We start from the raw sequence: 20115 nt of genomic DNA, 5'->3' as shown, positions 1-20115 counted from the left end.
TTGAAGTCCCCTCGGCCATGACCCTGGATGAGATATGGGCATTGGTCAATACCTCGGAACAAACCCGCAGGCACTGCATGCAACTCGAGAACTGCGTCTATGACTTCTTCGAGCTGACAACCCTCAACATGGTTCAGCAGGGACTGCTTGGTGAGATTGTACACGGGGAAGGAGCCTACATACACGGGCTTCAGCCATTCTGGGATCAGTACTGGAACAACTGGCGCATGGATTATAACAGGAAGCACAGGGGCGACCTCTACCCTACACATGGATTCGGGCCTGTATGCCAGGCCATGAATATACACCGCGGGGACAAGCTGAATTACCTCGTATCGGTTGATGCAAAGCAGCTATCAAGTGTAAACTTCATAAAGGAGAAGACAGGCGAAGAGGTAAAGGATTTCCGGAACGGAGAACATACCTCAACCCTTATCTCCACGGAAAAAGGCAAGTCCATCCTTATCGAGCACAATGTAAATTCGCCGCGCCCTTATAGCCGTATGTACCAGTTGACAGGCACAAAAGGCTTTGCCAATAAGTATCCGGTACAGGGATATGCCCTCGATGGAGGAGCGATAGACCCTGAGGTCGCAGCCAATCACGAAAATCTGAGCGCGCACAGCTTTGTTCCCGATGATGTACGCAAAGCCCTGATGCAGAAATATAAACATCCGATTGCAAAAGACATAGAAGAAAAGGCAAAACAGGTAGGAGGCCATGGGGGCATGGACTTTATCATGGACTACCGCCTGATCTACTGTCTCCAAAAAGGACTGCCGCTGGATATGGACGTCTATGACCTGGCCGAATGGTGCAGCCTGATACCCCTTACCGAGATTTCACTGGATAATAACTCGGCTCCTGTGGAAATCCCCGATTTTACCCGTGGGGCATGGAATAAGCTGGACGGACTTAAATTCGCAGAATAAAGAATAATATCTCAACTTTGGATAATGAAATAATCAAAAGAAAGATAGAATTTATAAAGCAGTAATCTAACAATTATAGGCAACCCACATCCATCATATCATATCAGATCAGGCTTTTGAAATATTGGATCTTCCATACAATCAGTTTGGGAAACAGGCTCCGGGAATAAACGATAAAATTACCTCCTTTTGCGAAATGAAGTATAAAACGACATTTACCACATTTGGAAAGATTGAGGTTAACGGAGATAATGCCGATCCTCTTTATAAATACCTGAAGTAAAATAGCAAAGGAATCCCATGGGATTCTATAAAATAGAATTTTACTAAATTCCTGATCGACAGAGAAGGATATGTCATTGACCGATATGTTCCGATAACTAATCCGTTAAAGATTGCCGGACTATCGAAACACTTTTGGCAAAATACTATATGCGACTATGGTCTTTACATCCTCAATATCTGGATTCGGCAGGGCTTAATGCCTCCTGGCGTGAAGGACTATTGGCAAAGAATGTGCTTCTAGGTAATACAAAGGGATATACGAATCATCCTCAGTTGATCCGTTTCAAGAATAGCACCGATCCGTCTCTTTACATCGATGCCTTCCTTACTGAAATATACAAAGAAGCTGTAAGAAGGAATTTTTCATACAGTAAAGAAAAGATCCGTATGATTGAGGGTATTCCTTCAATTCCTGTTACGGAAGGTCAATTGGAGTATGAGCTTGAACATCTGAGGCGAAAACTCCAGAAACGAAGTCCGGAATTTTTAGTGAAGTTACCTTCATTAACTGGTCTAAAACCACATCCTCTATTTAAGACAATAGAAGGAGAAGTTGAGGACTGGGAGATCATAATATAATGCTAATAATAACTAATATCCATAAATATGAGAAAATCCCTATACGTGTTACTCCCTGTAATTATCTGTTTTTTAGTAGGATTTACGGCCAGCTATTTTCAATCGGAATCTATACAGACATGGTATCCGACATTGAATAAACCGGAAATAACTCCTCCCAATATAGCTTTTCCTATCGCATGGGGTATAATATACCTATGCATGGGTATTTCTATTGGCTTGATATTAAATTCAAAAGAGGGTAACAAGAAATTTCTTACAGCATTATTTGCGGTTCAGTTATTTCTTAATTTTACATGGAGCATTTCATTCTTCTATCTACAAAATCCTCTTTTAGGTTTTATCAATATTATCTTGTTGGATCTGGGTGTTTTATACTATGCTTTCAAATGTTATCCGACACAAAAAGTTAGTGGAATCTTGTTTGTTCCTTATATCCTTTGGCTATCCTTAGCAACATATTTAAATGCTTATATCCTTATATACAACTAACAAAGGTCAATCTGGCAATAAAGTCTTTTGAAAAGAGGCTAATAAATTATATACCAGTATCTTTGTATTGCAATAAAACTATTGAATTATGTCACAACAATTAAAAATCGCATTAGTAACAGGCGATAGCCGTGGACTAGGCAAGAATATGGCTATAAACACAGCCCGAAAAAGGACTGGATATAGTCCTTACCTACAATAGTAAAAAAGAAAGAGCTTTAGAAACAATAGCAGAGATAGAGCAACCCGGACAAACAGCTATTGCTCTCCAACTCAATACTGCCGATATAAAAAGCTTCCATTCTTTTTTTGAACTTCTCAAGCGAGAATTATCTAACAACTTTGGTCCTCAGAAAATAAATTATCGGGTAAATAACGCAGGTATTGGAATTAATTCGCCTTTTGCCGAAACAACAGAAGAGTATTCTGGTCCTCTTTTCAGAATGTATTAATGTCCTTACTTATATATTTATTGATCGTAAATATGTGTTTTTACTCTATTCTTATCTATTAATAAATACTATAAAAATTAGGTTTGATACATATTCCAATCCGTACATTCATTGAATACCTGTTGTAGTCTTGAAAACTATCTCCGTAGCCGTCCTGCAATCGGAGAAACAAATATTGGTTTGAACTCTTCGAAACCTTAAAGGCAATACTTGCCACAGTATTTATATTACCAAAACCCTTACGTTGGTTCAATTGTATTTCAAACCACCATTTTTGATTATTATCCACACAATTAATATTTATTTGCCCTAAGCCTTTGTAATCCAATAGATCTTTATTGTTTCCCCCATCCACATAAGGAATCCAAAACTCTCCTGAAATATTTAATCTGGAATTGATATAGTATTTTGCTGCTATACTCAGGTAATTCCAACTCCGGGAATCTGTTTTTTCTTTGCCGTTAGATTCGTGTTTGACCTGAAAAAAGATTGTTCCTAATAATTGATTTCCACGTAGAATGGATTTAGCAAGTCCAATCCCCGGATTATAATTCGTATCACGAAAAGGGCTGGATTCAGCATAAATATTCCAGAATGATTTCTGAGTATAAGTTATATAAGCAAAAGTTTTAAATGGTAGTATACTTTTAGTCAGGCGATGCCTTATACTTACCTGGAACATGGCATCTGCAGTGCTATTTGTCACTTTCTCGTTCAAGGGAATGCCGGTAATAAAATAATTGTCTTTGTATATACCAAATGCCGGTGTTCTATCCAAGGCTACCAGTGTTTCTTTCTCAGAATTGTATATTATCTCCCGTTTAAATATACTCAATAAGTCATGTTTTTTATGGATGCTATCATTCTCTGTCTGAGCTGATAGAATGAGTGGTGTAAACAAACAGACAAATAATACATATATTAAAGATCTATCCATCTCTTATTAAATTTATAAAAGAATCGGAAGACAAAATTGAATGACGTTTCCCAATCCTTTAAAATTTATCAATAAATGCCTCCTCCAAGTGCCTTATAAAGATCTACCGAGTATTGAAGCTGTTCGAGCTTATCACTTACCTTTCCTAACTGAGCCTGTAATAAGTTCTGCTCAGCAGTTAATACTTCCGTATAATTGGCTTCTCCTGCTTTTAGCAACTCTTGCGTAAAATCAACAGCATTATTCAATGAAGAAATCTGAGATTCCCTGATTTCATTCTTGCTGATAGATGCTTTGTAGGAATATAATATATTTGAAACTTCTTCTCCGGCTGATAATACAGTCTTTTCAAATGCCAGCAAGGCTTCCTGCTGTTGGGCTTTTGTTATCTTGAGGTTTCCGGTCAGCTGTTTTCTTGCAAAAAGCGGTTGTGTTAACCCTCCGATAATACTGGCAAAGATATTTTCCGGTTTAAAGAAATTAGACAACGTATTAGCTCCATAACCAATCATTCCCGAGGTAAGTGTAATGGAAGGATAAAAAGCTGCACGGACTGCATTGGTCAATTCAAATGCCGAACGAAAATCCAGTTCTGCCTGCTCTACATCAGGACGCTTGGCTAACAATTGAATGGGAACTCCATAGGCCAGCTGAGATACAATTACTTGATCTGAAATAGTAGTACGTGCCACATGAGCGGATTTTCGGCCGAGCAATGTACTGATGGAGTTTTCCATTTGCCAGATCTGACTTTCGAGGTCGGGTATTGTAATCCGGGTACTGTGTAGCAAAGATTTACTTTGTTCTACGGATGCAGCATTAAGCATACCTGCATCCATCAAATCTTGCATGGTTGCCGTACTCTCATCTAATAAAACAACAGTTTCTTTTGTTATTTTAAGCTGTTCATCCAGTGCCAGTAAGGAATAATAACTTGTGGCAATATTGGCAATCAATGATGTCTTTATCAAATTATGATAAGCATGACTGTTCAGAAATTGAGCATATTTAGCTTTCGACTGACGATTTAGTTTTCCCCAGATATCCAACTCCCAGCTTGTACTGACTCCCAGTGTATAGGTTGTTGAGTGGTAACCCAAAACATCTTTACCGTTATTCCCCTTACTGGAGCGGGAGTGTTCTACCTGCCCGACTAAAGAAACGTTCGGGAAATAAGCAGCCTTAGCCATCCCTAAGTTTGCTTCTGCCTGCTGTATACGGGTTACTGCAATCCGCAAATCGAAATTGTTCTGCAGACCCTCTTCTATCAATCCCTGCAAGACTGCATCTTTAAAATATTCCCTCCAGGGAATATCAGCGATTGTGGTTGTATCTGCCGAAAGTTTGTCTCTGAATAAGCTATCAGTATTTACTTCCGGCGATTTATATTGATTTGATACCTGGCAGGAAGTCAGTCCTATTGAGACTATAAGCCCCAACAGAACCAATCCTTTTATATATATATTCTTCATCTGATTATTTATTATCATCGTTTTCTTCTGAATTAACCAACCCTGATTTACTGAACTTTTCCTGTAAAGTCTGGAATATGATATAGAGGGAAGGTATTACAAGGATACCGAGTATCGTTCCCACAAACATTCCTCCGACAGCACTGATACCGATAGAGCGGTTACCTATTGCTCCGGCTCCGCTGGCAAACATCAATGGCAGCAGTCCACAGATAAAAGCAAAAGATGTCATTAATATCGGCCGTAACCGGGCAACTGCTCCATTAACGGCAGCATCCACAATACCCATCCCCGCCTGTCTCCGTTGTATGGCATATTCCACAATTAAAATTGCATTTTTAGCCAATAGGCCGATAAGCATAATCAGGGATATTTGCACATAGATATTATTGACAATGCCATCTTTTAACCCGAAGATCAGAATGAAGATATAAATTCCGGCAAGCCCAACCGGGAGGGATAGAATTACACTTAAAGGAATTATATAGCTTTCATACAATGCCGCTAACAAGAGATAAACAAAGATCAGGCATAAGCCGAAAACAAGCATTGTCTGGCTACTACTGTTAGCCTCCTCCCTAGTCATTCCCGAGTACTCATATCCGTATCCATCAGGCAGTGTTGTTGCGGCAACTTCTTCAACAGCCTTCAACGCATCACCGGTACTATATCCTTCCGAGAAGTTTGGAATAATCATGGCATCGATAGAGGTAAACATATTGAAGCGGGATAAGGCCTGTGGTCCCGTTACATCTTTTATTGTTATAAATTCAGTAATAGAGGCCATTTCCCCATTGGCAGTCTTAACGGACAGTTTATTCAGATCATCTAATTTAGTCCTGTATTTAGGATCAGCCTGCACCATGACCCGGAACTGTTTGCCATACAAATTAAAGTTAGACACATACATACTTCCCACATAAGCCTGCATGGAGATCATTACATCATTCAGTGTAATACCTGCTTCTTTAATTTTAGCAATGTTGGCATGTATCTCCTTTTGAGGAAAGTTAGGGTTAAAATTAGTCATGGCAATCATTACTTCTTTTCGTTGCTGCATGGCTGACAGGAAATCTTGTGCTACACTATAAAATTTATGAATATCCCCTCCGGTCTTATCTTGTAAACGCATATCCACACCTGTACTTAATCCAAATCCCTGTAAAGTTGGAGCGGGACTAAATAAGAATGTCGCATTATGTATGCTTTTAGTTTTCTGAGTCAAAATAGCTCCGACTTCCTGTACTGTTTTCTTGCGTTTACCCCAGGGCTTAAGCTTCACAACAACCGAGCCATAAGAACTTCCCACACCATTCATCAGGTTAAGCCCGGACAATTTCATGATATGTTCCACCTCTTCCATTTCACTGATGATCCCAGCAACCTCAGTCATTACAGAATCAGACCTTTCAAGGGATGCTCCCGGTGGTAAGGTTACCATTCCCATAAGAGCTCCGCTATCTTCCTGCGGAACAAAACCGGTCGGAATAAACTTCATAATTGCAATAAGTACAATAATGCTTATACCTATGATAGCTCCCGTAATCCAACGATGCCCTTTTCTTCCCAAAAAGTGCAGAGATTTCTTGTATTTGGATGTTCCACCATAAAAAAATGTATTGAAATTATAATAGAAACGCTTTATGAAACTTTTCCTTTTAGAGGATTCTTCTTCGTGAGGTTTTAAAAATAAGGCGCAAAGAGCAGGACTGAGAGTTAAGGCATTGACTGCTGATATAATGATGGCAATAGCCAGTGTAAGCCCGAACTGTTTATAAAATACACCTGTTGTACCTCCAAGAAAACTGACAGGGATAAAAACCGAAGCCATCACCAGAGTTATTGAGACTATAGCCGGAGCAATTTCTTTCATTGCATCGTTTGCAGCACGTTTTGGATCTTTCTCTCCTGCTTCCATCCGGGCATGTACAGCCTCGACGACGACGATAGCGTCATCGACCACAATCCCGATAGCCAGAACCAGGGCAAAAAGAGTAAGCAGGTTTATTGAAAATCCGAATAAAAGCAAGAAAAAGAATGTTCCGATAATAGCTACAGGAACTGTTATGGCCGGAATCAATGTAGAGCGTACATCCTGAAGAAATATAAACACAACAAGGAATACCAGAATAAAGGCTTCAATTAAAGTGGTTACGACTTTATTTATCGATACATCGAGGAATTCGCTGGAATCCATCACGTAAGTTACTTTCAATCCGGGAGGGAAAGATTTTGAAGCTTCATCGACTGTTGATTTTATATTTTTTATTAATTCACGAGCATTTGATCCTGCCGTTTGATTGACTGTTATAGCAACGGTTGCTTTTCCATCAAGATCACTTAATACCGAATAATTTAATGCGCCAAGCTCTACATCTGCAATATCTTTTAATTTTAATATTTGCCCGTCAACCGATCGGATTATAATATTGGAAAACTCTTCTGTAGTACTTAGTCTCCCGGTATATTTTAAGGTATATTGAAAACTCTGGTCACTATTCTGCCCGAGTTCACCGGGAGCAGCTTCTATATTCTGGTCACTCAGGGCGGCTATAGCTTCCGACGGATTTATCTTATATGTATTCATTTTATCCGGTTTGAACCAGATGCGCATTGAATAGTCTTTGGCCCCGAATACACTGGCATTACCAACTCCATAAACCCTTTTTATCTGAGGCAGGAGATTTATATTGGCATAATTCTGAATAAACTTATCATCATATTGTTTGTTGTCTGATGAAAAAGCAATCATCATAATGGTACTAGTCTGTTGCTTTTGTACGGTTACCCCAACCTGAGTTACCTCCTGAGGGAGTAATGGTACTGCTTTAGATACCAGATTCTGAACATTGACAGCGGCAATATCTGGATTTATTCCCTGTTTAAAATATACGGTTATAGTGGCAGCTCCACTATTGGAAGCAGACGAAGTCATATAGGTCATTCCTTCCACTCCGTTTACGGCTTCTTCAATAGGAACAATGACTGATTTCATTATCACATCCGCATTGGCTCCGGCATATGTAGTCTGTACCTGTACTGTAGAAGGAGCAATGTCAGGATATTGCTCTATAGGGAGTGACATAAGACCAATCAACCCTAATACTACAATTAAGATGGATATTACAGTAGATAATACCGGCCTTTCTATAAATATCTTTAACATTGTTATAATAAATATTTTAATTTATACTCCGGTTGTTTAATTCTTGATACTGATTTTTTTACCATCATTCAGCGTCGCAATCCCATCTGATATAATCAGGTCTCCATCCGAGAGGCCATCCGTAACCATATAATTCTTCCCGTCAGACAGTTCTGTAACAAAAACAATTGTCTGTTTCACAGAATCTCCCTGCAACTTATATACGAGAATTTTATCCTGTTGAGCAAAGGTTGCTTTTTGAGGAATGATAACAGATTCCCTGATTTGTTCCGGAATGATAACTTTTCCGCTGGCTCCACTCCTCAACTTTCCCTGATGATTTGGAAACTCGGCTCTGAAATTGGCTGATCCGGTGGAAATGTCGATAATACCGGATATAGTCTGAATTTTTCCTTTTTCAGAATAAAGGCTTTCATCGGATAGTCGCAGATTCACGTGAGGTAGATTCTTTATCTTTTCAGCCTGAGTTTTTCCTTGTGCTTTATTCAGAAAATCTTTCAGTTCATTTTCACTGAGAGAAAAGTAGGCAAATACATTTCCTGTACTGGCCACAGTAGTCAAAATGTCATCTTTATTAACCAGACTTCCTATACGGAATGACACAGTACCTACGACTCCGTCTACCGGGCTCGTTACATTAATCCAGGACACCGTCGCTTGCGCACTCTTTAAAGTGGCTTCAGATTGTTTCAATCTTGCTAAAGCTGTTTTATAAGCATTCTCATATGTCAATAGCTGGGTACTGCTGATAATATTCTTTTCAGCCAGCGGACGGATTCTCTCAACATTGAGTTCTGCCGTATTAAGTTCTGCTTGTGCACTGTTTAGGGCTGCTTCAGCGGTAGATAGCTTTTCTTCTGATTCCGGGGAGTCAACTTTGAACAGAACCTGTCCTTTTCTCACAGTTGCCCCTTCATCTACATAAATAGCGTTGATGAATCCTTCAAGACGGGGCCTTATTTCTACATCTTCCTGACCTTTTATCGTTGCCGGATATACAGACTCCAGAACAGCTTCCTGTTTGATGATTTTCAGTACAGGATACTCCTGACGTGAAGCATCTATCTTATTTTCATTTTTTTTACTGCACGCTGCAAGGAATAGCAGAATAGATATTCCACATAGAAATTGGTTGATTCTCATATGATTTTAATTATTGATTTTACCTAATTCGCTAGATAAGAGTAGTAATTCTTTAGTCAGGTTGTTAGAATTGATTCTTCTGTAAAGGGATTTGTTCAATACGATAATCTCTTTTGAAGCCTTTTTATAAACAGTGTATCCATTCGGAGATAATTCAACAAAAACAACGCGAGTATTCTGAATACCCCTAACCCGTGTAATCAATCCTTTCTTTTCAAGATTGCGTAATATGGTGGAGGTAGTCATCGGGTCTATTCCTGTTTTTTCGGAAAGATGTATCTGTATTATTTCATGCCGGCTTGCCGTAAAATGATAAATAGCCGATAGAATCTCGAATTGAGAATGAGTGAGTCCACAGTTATCCAGAATTTGCTTTTTAGTCCTTGTCCAGAGTTTAGTTATCCGGCCAAGAAGTAAGTCTATTTTTATACCGCTGTTTTCTCTCATAAATGATATTTTTTAATGTGGTTTTTAGACAATAAGTACACATATTTAAGAGTAAATAAGTTTTACTTGTATTGAAATTATTTGAAGAACCCAATTGAGTTACAAAAATGAGAGATTTTCATTTCTCGTAATTGTTCAAAAAAGCACTTTAATTGTTCTATTATGTAGTTATTTACATTGTTTTGATCTTTTTATATCATTTAGAATTGTTCCAAATTTTTATTTTTATACTTTAGTAAGCAGGAAACTGAATATTCAATAATTATAATTGATTATGAATAAAAAAGAGATATGGAAGTCGAAACAAACCACAAGGTTGGACTTAAAGAAACTAGGTTATCTGAATAATTTTATTCTATTAAAAAATCCAAATGCGGAATATCGAATAAATGAACCTTACGTGTTTGAGGAAATTACTTTTGCTTTGTGCACAAATGGTTATGCAAGTATTAGAATAAATATGGAGGAATATGCCATAGAAGAAGAGTCCATCCTCATTATACCATCTGACCATTTAATAGAATTGGTTGCAAAGAGTGATAATCTGGAGCTAAAAACTTTATTCTTTTCTTTTGATTTTATATCTGACCTTAGTTTACATAACCGTTATGAGGCTATTGAAAAAACACTTAGAGTCCCGTGTTTAAAAGTTTCACAAAAAGATATGTCTATCCTGGCAGAGTTTCACTCTCTAATATTGCATTTATATGACAGCGATGATGATGTAATTATTCGGGAGAATATGATAAAAGGGGTATTGTCCGGGTATCTGACTAAAATTAGCAGCCTGTATCTGTCCATCGATTTGAATCAATATAAAGTTCCGGTATATAAAAACAATGTCATGAAGCAATTCATAGACTTAATCGGATTATACCACAAAGAAGATCGAACGGTTAATTTTTATGCAGATAAAATGAATATGACAGCACGAGGTCTTTCTCAAAATGTTTATAAGGCAACAGGAAAGATGGCATTAGTTTGGATTAATGATTTTGTTATAACGAAAATAAAAGTTTTATTAAGAACAACCAACCTGACGGCAACACAGATTTCAGATGAATATAATTTTCCTACGCCATCTTTATTCGGGCGATTCTTTAAAAAACATACAGGTATGACTCCTAATGATTTCAGGCGCAATTGAATTTTTGTAGTACGGTTTTATAAAAAAAGAAGACAAAAAGATTGAGTTGAATAACAACTAACCTTTTGTCTTGTTTTGGGTTTCTAATTAAATATTTTTAGAAAATATAAAATATACTAGCCTGTAATACACTGTTCTTAAAATCAGGCTTTATATTAGAAGAGTCAAACTTTCCAACTTTAGTCAGACCGGCATAGTATCTTGCTCCAATTCCAATTTTATGGAACTGATAACCGATTCCACCTGTAATACCTAAATCGACCTTGTCCGCAAATTTATCAAATCCGGTATCTTTTACATCAGAGACTAACATATTGAATTGAGGTCCGGCTTCAATATAAATACCTATACTGGTTTTATATTTTAATAAAATAGGAACTGAGATATATGACAATTCCAGTTTATCTTTATCGAAAAGATTGTTATCATCTTTAATTTCCGCACCTTGCGTTGAGAAGAGGAATTCCTGCTGAACCGACAAACCCTTAATCAAATCAAAGCCAACGATAGCCCCTGCATGAAAACCCATCAAAGGATCTGTTCCAAAATCTGCATTTGTGAAATTACTGTAGTTACCACCGGCTTTAATTCCGAAATGAAGCCGACTCAAAATACCTTGAGCCGAGGCTCCGGTTGATACCATTACTAAAAGAATTAAAAGAATTTTTTTCATAACATCTCTTTTTTATTAATTACTTATTGATATTGGATTAATCCATTTCAGAAAAGTTATATCTTTTCCTGATTGCAAAGATCAATCCTTTCGCTCGATCTTTTTCGTTCTAAAAACGTCGTTTTTTGTTCCAAAAAGACATTTAGAATAAATCTTGAATGTTCAATAAGTATTATTTCTTCTAATTCAATTATATGCGTATAAATTACAACCCGAATCTGTCTAATTTCTGTTTGGCCTCATTCAATGTTTTATTAACGAACTTATTACCCCAGTTAAATCGTTTTATAAATGTAAGTTGTATGTTGAATTCATTTACACTCAGGTTATCTTTTCCATCAATAAATAAATACACACGGTTATAATAAGAAGATAGACCGAAAGACCATGAATCCAGATTATAGCCTGCAGCTATACGGCTATTTAGCGTCGGATAAATCTTCATTTTCTCATTAAATATTTGTTTGGGATTATTATGTCCCAAATTGACTCCCAGATCGATAGAACCTGTAACAAACCAAGATTTGCCCAAGACCCATGAGTATGCATATCCTCCTGTGATTCCTAATTGTATATTTTCATGTATATTCTCCATATTTGAGAATAATTTCACGGTGTCTGTATTAAGTTTTGTGTAATAGACAGCTGCTCCCAGAAGAAAGCTCCCGGCAGACTTTAGTTGTCGCTCATTTTGATTGAACGCAGCTTTGTAAGAAAATTTCTTATTATTAAAAACCCATTGAAAAGTCCCACCATACATATGGAGCTTCATTTTGGAGTATGTTGTATAACTTCCATCCGGGTTGATTATTTCATTATAAAATCCACTATGTTTTTGTAAAGATAAACTGTATGCAAACTTACGTCTATAACCATAATACTGAAATTCTAGTGAATTTGTTTTTCCTTTTTTAGGATCCCTTAGAAATCCAATCCTACGACTAAAGGCAAATGCATAATTCTTCCATGACGCACCAACACCTATCCCTACAGGAGCATTGATCCGGTATATGAATCCGGCGTATTCTTGTTTTGTCATTTTATCCAGGCCTGAAATCTTTGTTGTTATATAAGAACGTGCGGAGAAATCCCGATCAAAAGAGCTTATGTATGTACTGTCCGTCTGAGAAGAGACCTTGATACCGGACAATAATATTGGGAGAAGAAATAATAAACGGATTCGCAACATATATCAGAGAGTTTTTATTCTTTATAAAACGCAAAGATTAATTATTCTCTCTTCTCTAGAACTGTTCAATAAATGTCTTTTTTTGTTCCAAAACGGACTTTGTTAACAAGGTCTCATACCATTACATAATGGCCCTTTCTATAACTAAACCTACTTTTTATATTAATCTCATCACCAGAAGAGGATAATTCTTTGCAATATAAAATCTTCTCATAGGGACTTAATCTGTCAAAAATCATTCAGGAACATAGATAATTTCACCATTTTCAAGTTCGTAAGCAATCCCTACTTTACGTCCTTTCTGCTGAGATGATGATTGATCCTGTGACGGTGTGTATTTATTTATCTTGCCTCCTTCTTTGGTTATTATTTCCATATTTTCTTTTCCCGGATTCTTTACAATAGTATAGTCTTCCTTCGTAAATACCTCCGTCATACTCATATGCATTACCATAGCAACCATCAATGCTACGGCAAAAACCATTGCTACATCAAATAGATTGACTACTACACTTAGCGGATCCGTGTCCTCTTCCTGCGAAAACTTACTCATTCTTCTATGTCGACGACGCATAATTATTCTTCCCTTTCTTCTCTTTTTATTAATATTCTTGCCACGTAATCTAGATTATTTACATCACAAGCATACCAACGCTGTTTAAACTGTAACGTTACCAGTCCAACGGCACTTACCACTAAACCCACAACTGTTGTAGCAAATACTACTTGCATATTGTAAGCCATGCTTGAAATATCTCCTGTAGATAAGCCGACTAATGCAGGGCTCATCGCAATCAATGTACCTATTAAACCTAATACTGGCCCCATCTTTGCTAATAATTTAGATAGGGATATATCTTTTTCCGCTTCATTTTCAAAATTAGATATAAGGAAATCTGAGTAAGCCTCACTGGGTGGAATCGTTAGTAAGTCTCTCATATAGCTAATAAACAGAGAATTGTCTTGTTGGGGCAAGGCAGCCTTCAGTAATCCTATAGAAGAATAATTTAGATTCTTTATTTTATCCGTTAGCGCCTTATCATTTTTTCTTTTCACCATATATTGATTATAAAAACCGCCGATTAACAGCAATGAACGGGCGAAAAGAAACAGCAAAATGATAATATCAGGAATAAGCAGGCTATTGGCCACCCAGAATAATACTTTTGAAATAATCTCCATTTGTTAGTGTTTTATTTTAGTTGTTTTTAATATTTTCCGTCTCTGCCTAAGAGTCCATTTAATTTTATTCCATAAAAAACCGATAGAAAAAGCAAGGATAAAAAGAGCAAAGGATAATACCAAGGCTCTAATATTGACAGGTCCATCGACAGCAGCATAAGTCACATTGCCATTTACTGTAGTAATAAGACCGACAATACAAATAAATAGGCTTACAAGAAAATGAATTTCCAGTCGAAGTTCCTTCTCAGGATAAAGATACTTTATCAGAAAACTCAGAGCCGGTAATCCGACCAATAAACCTCCTGCCAACAGATAAGAAATAAGCCCGAAATCTGTTCCCGGCATAGTAAAAATGATTTGCGTCAATAAATAGAATATTACAGGAAAAATAAGCAGAGTAGGGTACCAGAACAAAGGTTGTATCCATTTTTTTAATTTTGTCCCGAATATCTCGCGCAAAGCTGTAAAACAAAAAGTGAAACAGATGGCAGATTCGATTGAGATAAGTACTGCAGCATCCTGTAAAATCTTAGTGTGCGTTAGGAAGTCTGCCAATTGTGTTTTAGACTGTAAAATCGCATATGGACACATTTTAATAATAAAAACGGAACAAATTGAACTGAAGATTATCGATTGCCACGGCTTCCAAAAACTTAGTTTCAGAATACAGTTTACAAAAATGAAAAGCATCAATATCCGGATAATAAGTTCCATTTTTTCTATAGCTTATATTTAAAATAAGTGGATGGCAGGATGCCTATCATCCACTTACTCAGATTGCTCTTTTTGTCTCTTTTTACGTAAAATAACCAGTAATACCACGAATATTACAAGCACCATTGATACGACAACTATACCGTTCAATGAATTTTCTTTTCCATCCTCAGACTGAGAAACCCCTTCTTTCTTCAAAACAGTGCCCTGCTTCATAATTTCGGAAGAGGCATCTGCCGATTTCATTTTCTGAAGTTGCTGCTTATAAGCATTTGTATTTTCCGACTTCGCTTTCTTTGCTATAAAATCCTGTAATTTAATATTTGAGCCTGAGAAGTTAGAACCTGTCGCTCCAAATTCTTTTACAAGGTCGGTATGCAAATTAGCAATATCCATCAGCTGTTGATCTGTAGCTTTCCATAAGCCTTTACGGGCTGTCTCTAACATTACAGCAGTAATCTCCTGCATGGCTGCCGGATTTTGCTGTCTGAAGAAGGATTGTATTCCCAGATTATGAGAATCCTTAACATATACTTCATATAACTGGTTCCACATTTCATTGTCGATAACATCAGGCTTCATCACATTCCATGCATATGTATTCGTAAAAGTCTTAGTAAACACCTGAGCCGAAGAACTCCCTCCTTTCATCTTTTCCTTAATAAAAGCAGGATTGAGCAATGTTGTGCGGCTTTCGACTCCGATTGCCTCTCTTAGCTCCTGCATCCGGATTTTATTCCGGTTACGATAATCGGATAAATAAGTATCAGGTTCTTTTCCTGTCACATTCTTAACGGCCAGATTTACGCCTCCCATAAATTCATACATATGATCGAGGCTCAAAGAACCCCAAGTATTATTCTGACGTGGCTGAACAACTATATCGGTTTTATTGAGGGCAATTTGAAACAAATCTTTAGTAAAAGCACCCCAATTTTTATCATCTCCATATATAGCACCCATATTATGCATATAAGTTTCGGCGACTTCGGTTGTATTTTCCCATGCATCACCCTTCTCTACCAAATCCATTATACCTGTTCCATAATGACCATTCACTCCGCCAAACACTCTCATGGTTGATAATTCGCGTGCAGTCTGAGGACTAACTCCTTTGTCAACCAACATTCTTTCCGAATCTACTGTACCTTGCGCTACATAATTATCAAAAACATCATCTTTTGCTCTGGCTGCCATAGATACGGCTTTAGTTATCATTATCAGTCTGGATGCAGCTAAATCCCTAAGCTGCCCGGAGGTTTGCACCACAATATCTATACGCGGACGCCCCAATTCTTCTGATGGAATAAGCCGTAAATCCGTAACACGATTCATCCGGTCTCTGACAGGTTCTACTCCTAACATATATAGTGCCTGAGCAACAGTTGCCCCTTCACTTTCTATAAATTCACCTGCCCAGAAAGTATAACTTACTTTGCGCGGATATTCTCCATGCTTTTTTTGATATAGAGATAGTGTAGCTTCTACCAACATTTTACCATTATCCCAGGCTCTCAAAGAAGGAGTAGCCTCGGCATTAATCGAATACAAGTTGCGGCCGGTAGGTAATGCATTGGGATTTCTTACAGCATCTCCTCCGGGAGAAGGTGCAATATATCCTCCATTAAGAGAGTTTAAAAGGGAATTCATCTCAGCTTCCGGAGATGTCTCTAATAATTTTTTATAATTAAATATATTTCGTATTGTTCTCTCTATCTCTAATACAGCTATGCTAAAATCTTTATCTTCCAGAGAAACAGATGGTCTTCCTTTGTCTTCTTTTCTATCTACTATTTGTTGATTTTTTTTCTCTTCTTCAATTTTTTTCTTTACAAAGTCAGGCATTTTTCCTGTCTTAGGCATATTAGCTGGCATCTTTATTTTAGACGCTGAGTTTTTATCTTCGGAAGAAGTGGGCATTTCATTCATCATCGATGTCATCGTCATCTCTCGGGGATTCAGTATTCGGTCTATATTATTAGCCTTTTTTATATCATTTTCTGAAAGATCTACGAGTGAATAGAGCGAAGAAGCATCCTCATCCTTCCCACTTAAGAGGGGCTGTATCTTTATTTTAATGGGGTTTAGATATTTTTGAGTGATGAAAGAATTATTCTCATATTGTTGCTTTGTTATTCGCTTCTTCAGCAAATCCAGTTTAGCCAGGCTGTATGCCAATGGATCTGCGCTGATAGCTACAGTAGTAGATATTATATCCTCTCTGCTGTATAGCTGCCCTAGGGTATACAATTTACCTGTCATTTTTTCATTGGCGACTTCTTCGGCAAAATTTTCAATATAACTGATATCGTCAGATGTATATGGTTTAGAAGGATTACCATCTAACTGTAAATCGCGATGAATACCCATATCAATAGCTATTGATTTTATCTTTAACGAAATTCCTGCCTGTTCCCTTTCTGATGATGCGTGATATTTTTCAATAGTTCGAAGTAGTCCATCAAATTGGTTACGGGTTTTACTTTCCATAAAAGGAGGGGTCAGGTATGAAATAAGTGCGGCGTGAAGACGTCGTTTCGCAATAATTCCTTCCCCCACATTCGAAATAGTATAATAATAAAAATGAGGCATAGTTCCCATTAGGCAATCAGACCAATCATTTTGGGATAAAGCAGTTTGTTTTCCGGGAGTGAATTCCAAACTGCCATGCGTACCAAAATGAATAAACGCATTTGCTTTGAATCCTTTCTGTGCCCATAAATAAGGAGCAATATAAGAATGCGGAGGCGCAACATCTGCTCCATGTATTATTTTAAAATCATCATCTCCTACAGCAGCTTTGGGTTGCGGAAAGATCGCAATATTTCCGAATCTAATACATGATACAGCCAATGCAGATTCATTATCATGTACTCCATTCATAAATTCTCCCGGAGCTTCTCCGTATTTATTCACAACCTCGTTGTATTTCTCAGAAGGAATTACCTCACTAGCCCAGTTTTCATAATCAGTCTTCTTTATCCATAAAGGATTTCCGTTTGTCATAAAGTTAGAAATCTCTCCTTTTGCATAATTTCCAAATAAACAACCTTGCTTATTTAGTAACTCTATAAAATCATTGAGTGACTCTGGTAGTCCATCTACTTTATAACCTTCACTTTTGAGACGTTTTAGAAATTCATAAAGAGATGGTGCAACTTCAAGTCCTGTAGCCACTAACGAACTTTGTCCCGGACCTTTAAAATATGCAATCGCTATCCGCTTATCTTTATTAGATATTTTCTTTAATTTCAGATAGTTGTCAACATTGGCTATAAAGTTCTTTAGACGTTCCGGCTCCGGATCAAACACAAAATACTGGTTGCTATGCTGATTCTGCGTAGAAATAGGCAGTGGATATATTCCTCCGTCTATTTCCGGCAATACAATACGCGCAGTAAGAAATCCCCCAACTTGTCCCCGTTTGTCATTTACCCATTCATCATGACTCTGCATAACAGGATAAGGACAAAACAGTGGTATGTTTTGTTGTTTCATCCATTCTACCAGATCATCCCCTCCCAACCGTCCCATTGGGAGATAGACTACTGCGTCGGGATTAATTTCTTTCAGAAAGGTCAGGCGTTTAGCTGATGCCGAAATAGGATATATGTTATATCCGGCTACCTCTAAGCCCACAATAAGACTGTCTATATAACTTCGGTTTCCTTCGAGGGGAGAAGTCATCCCTGATATAAAAGCAATTCGTGGAGCTCCTTCCTTATAGATATCGTTCTCTTTCAAATAAGAAGTGAGTTCTTCGGCTGTGTTATAGTATTTCTTATCATCCAGATAGTACAGGATATCGGAAGGAATAATAATTGGTTTTTCTGCTTGTTTGGCTGTTAGTTTCTTATTGTCAAATTCTTTACGAATATAATGCAGCATATTTTTGAAATTTTCTTTACATCTGTTCCCGTAATAAGTATCGAGTTCATTTTGCTGCAAGCTATCTATATTTTGATTTTTTATTATGTCAGATGAAAACACAAAAGTATATACTGCCGCCCCTTTTTTTCCTGCGATCTCTATGTTTTTCACTTGTCCTTCAGTCAGTCTCAATCCCGGTCCAAATAATAAAACCGCATCATAATTTTTCAGATCGGAAGCATTTTCTTCTCCGACTTCATCTACACAGATAAAACGGCTATCATTGGATAGGATAATATTAGAGACTTGATAAGACGGGAAATTAACTAAAGCTATTTTCGTCGGAGAAAGAAGAGTATTGTATAGCAGATATAATACTATTACAAGAAGTATAGCTGAAATACCTTTAACTAGTATTTTCCTTTTCAATAAATTTCTGGCTGACATAAAACTAAAAGATTGAATCCTTATAACCGGATATACCGGTTATAAGGATGAAAATTAATTATTGAAGAAAAGCTATTAATAGAAAGGATAAATATATTCGAACGTGATGTTTCCGGACTTATCTTTATCATCTAAGAAAGTTTTCATAATCACTTTTGCATATTTTCCACTTGCTGTGCGAATAATGAATACATTGTTATTGAAAGACCATACTGCAGATTTATTGTCGTACCATGCCCAACCTTGATTGTCGCCTACTTTAAATGCCGAGTTACCCGGCGTTGTTACATATTTAGGAGGCATGCCACCCGAAGCCATTACTTTAATTTCCGAATCTTCAATGAATCCACTTGAAGGAACGGTTGCCACATCTTCAAATTTTTTCTTGTCTGTACTTAATACAGCCCCTTGCCCTTTCCCGGACAATCCACCATTGGTTCTGATGTTAAAACGAAGAAAACCTAGATCCCAATTGGAATCATCGGCGTACTTCTCCTGATCCACAGTAACAAAATCTCCCTTGTCAAATGAGAAATATGTCCATTCTGTAAAACTCTGAGCCTCAAATTTCACTTCTTTTATGCCAGGAATGATTCCTGCAATCTGCGAGACCTCAATAACAATAGGTGCTAGCCCTGTTGCTGACAATAATATTTCAGCCTTACGAGCTTCTTTATAGTTGTCATATTCTGTAACGGTCACATTAACCTCCGACGTTCCATTTCCTGATGTTGGAGTGACTATGCACCAAGATTGGTCTGAAACAATTGTCCAATTGACATTTGAGGAAACCTGAAAAGTCTTATTCAATGTTTGAGAATCAAAAGATAGACTTTCTACTGAAACCTTTAATTTGTCATCGTCTTCATCACTACACGATGTAAATATCCCTATGGCAAAGAATATCGCAACAAGCGTAAGGGAATACTTAAAAAAACTAACTCTTTTCATTTTGATAATTTTTAAAATTGATTTTATTTAAGAT

At 37.3% G+C, this 20115-nt stretch carries 17 protein-coding genes and 1 pseudogene; 6 read left to right on the top strand and 12 right to left on the bottom strand.

Annotation, left to right across the window (positions count from 1 at the left end; all coding sequences use genetic code 11):
* The 5 genes and pseudogenes from B3317_RS06415 to B3317_RS18220 all read left to right on the top strand — a co-directional run.
* On the top strand, positions 1-932 hold a 932-nt coding region (locus B3317_RS06415; RefSeq protein WP_291109769.1), incomplete at its 5' end, for a glycosyl hydrolase.
* Positions 933-1038: 106 nt separating this feature from the next.
* Positions 1039-1358 (top strand): annotated as a pseudogene (locus tag B3317_RS18175) (glutathione peroxidase); the annotation flags it as partial.
* A gap of 6 nt (positions 1359-1364) precedes the next feature.
* The gene (locus B3317_RS06405) at positions 1365-1796 is read left to right on the top strand and encodes a pyrimidine dimer DNA glycosylase/endonuclease V (protein ID WP_291109765.1); all 432 of its coding nucleotides are present in this window, start codon (positions 1365-1367) and stop codon (positions 1794-1796) included.
* Between the two features lie 27 nt (positions 1797-1823).
* On the top strand, positions 1824-2288 hold the full coding sequence (locus B3317_RS06400) for a TspO/MBR family protein (RefSeq protein ID WP_291109764.1): 465 nt from the start codon (positions 1824-1826) through the stop codon (positions 2286-2288).
* A gap of 176 nt (positions 2289-2464) precedes the next feature.
* Positions 2465-2740, top strand: coding sequence for a hypothetical protein (locus tag B3317_RS18220; RefSeq protein WP_414647460.1), 276 nt, complete (start codon positions 2465-2467; stop codon positions 2738-2740).
* Positions 2741-2798: 58 nt separating this feature from the next.
* On the opposite strand, the gene B3317_RS06395 is transcribed toward B3317_RS18220, so the two are convergent.
* From B3317_RS06395 to B3317_RS06375, 5 genes are all read right to left on the bottom strand, one after another.
* The gene (locus tag B3317_RS06395; RefSeq protein WP_291109762.1) at positions 2799-3677 is read right to left on the bottom strand and encodes a phospholipase A; all 879 of its coding nucleotides are present in this window, start codon (positions 3675-3677) and stop codon (positions 2799-2801) included.
* A 68-nt stretch (positions 3678-3745) separates the two neighbouring features.
* Positions 3746-5149 carry an efflux transporter outer membrane subunit gene (locus B3317_RS06390; protein WP_291109760.1) on the bottom strand — a complete coding sequence of 468 codons (1404 nt, stop codon included), beginning with the start codon at positions 5147-5149 and terminating at the stop codon, positions 3746-3748.
* 4 nt (positions 5150-5153) lie between these two features.
* Positions 5154-8315, bottom strand: coding sequence for an efflux RND transporter permease subunit (locus B3317_RS06385; RefSeq protein WP_291109758.1), 3162 nt, complete (start codon positions 8313-8315; stop codon positions 5154-5156).
* 36 nt (positions 8316-8351) lie between these two features.
* Positions 8352-9458 carry an efflux RND transporter periplasmic adaptor subunit gene (locus B3317_RS06380; RefSeq protein ID WP_291109756.1) on the bottom strand — a complete coding sequence of 369 codons (1107 nt, stop codon included), beginning with the start codon at positions 9456-9458 and terminating at the stop codon, positions 8352-8354.
* A gap of 6 nt (positions 9459-9464) precedes the next feature.
* Positions 9465-9905 carry a MarR family winged helix-turn-helix transcriptional regulator gene (locus tag B3317_RS06375; protein WP_291109754.1) on the bottom strand — a complete coding sequence of 147 codons (441 nt, stop codon included), beginning with the start codon at positions 9903-9905 and terminating at the stop codon, positions 9465-9467.
* Between the two features lie 274 nt (positions 9906-10179).
* On the opposite strand from B3317_RS06375, the gene B3317_RS06370 reads away from it, so the two are divergent.
* Positions 10180-11052, top strand: coding sequence for a helix-turn-helix domain-containing protein (locus tag B3317_RS06370; RefSeq protein WP_291109752.1), 873 nt, complete (start codon positions 10180-10182; stop codon positions 11050-11052).
* 97 nt (positions 11053-11149) lie between these two features.
* Here B3317_RS06370 and B3317_RS06365 read toward each other — a convergent pair whose 3' ends face one another.
* From B3317_RS06365 to B3317_RS06335, 7 genes are all read right to left on the bottom strand, one after another.
* The gene (locus B3317_RS06365; protein WP_291109750.1) at positions 11150-11725 is read right to left on the bottom strand and encodes a porin family protein; all 576 of its coding nucleotides are present in this window, start codon (positions 11723-11725) and stop codon (positions 11150-11152) included.
* Positions 11726-11930: 205 nt separating this feature from the next.
* A complete protein-coding gene (locus B3317_RS06360) occupies positions 11931-12914 on the bottom strand; it encodes a DUF4421 family protein (protein ID WP_291109747.1) in 984 nt (327 codons plus the stop codon).
* A 235-nt stretch (positions 12915-13149) separates the two neighbouring features.
* On the bottom strand, positions 13150-13488 hold the full coding sequence (locus B3317_RS06355) for a DUF2149 domain-containing protein (protein WP_291109745.1): 339 nt from the start codon (positions 13486-13488) through the stop codon (positions 13150-13152).
* A gap of 2 nt (positions 13489-13490) precedes the next feature.
* Positions 13491-14096, bottom strand: a complete 606-nt coding sequence (locus B3317_RS06350) for a MotA/TolQ/ExbB proton channel family protein (RefSeq protein WP_291109743.1) — start codon at positions 14094-14096, stop codon at positions 13491-13493.
* 3 nt (positions 14097-14099) lie between these two features.
* The gene (locus tag B3317_RS06345; protein WP_291109741.1) at positions 14100-14654 is read right to left on the bottom strand and encodes a hypothetical protein; all 555 of its coding nucleotides are present in this window, start codon (positions 14652-14654) and stop codon (positions 14100-14102) included.
* Between the two features lie 213 nt (positions 14655-14867).
* The gene (locus tag B3317_RS06340) at positions 14868-19130 is read right to left on the bottom strand and encodes a cobaltochelatase subunit CobN (protein ID WP_291109739.1); all 4263 of its coding nucleotides are present in this window, start codon (positions 19128-19130) and stop codon (positions 14868-14870) included.
* A 75-nt stretch (positions 19131-19205) separates the two neighbouring features.
* Positions 19206-20081, bottom strand: a complete 876-nt coding sequence (locus B3317_RS06335; protein WP_291109737.1) for an HmuY family protein — start codon at positions 20079-20081, stop codon at positions 19206-19208.
* Positions 20082-20115 lie beyond the last annotated feature (34 nt).

This window comes from Dysgonomonas sp. UBA7710, assembly GCF_002482385.1.
Taxonomy (GTDB): domain Bacteria; phylum Bacteroidota; class Bacteroidia; order Bacteroidales; family Dysgonomonadaceae; genus Dysgonomonas.
This window is presented reverse-complemented; position numbering and strand designations above follow the sequence as displayed.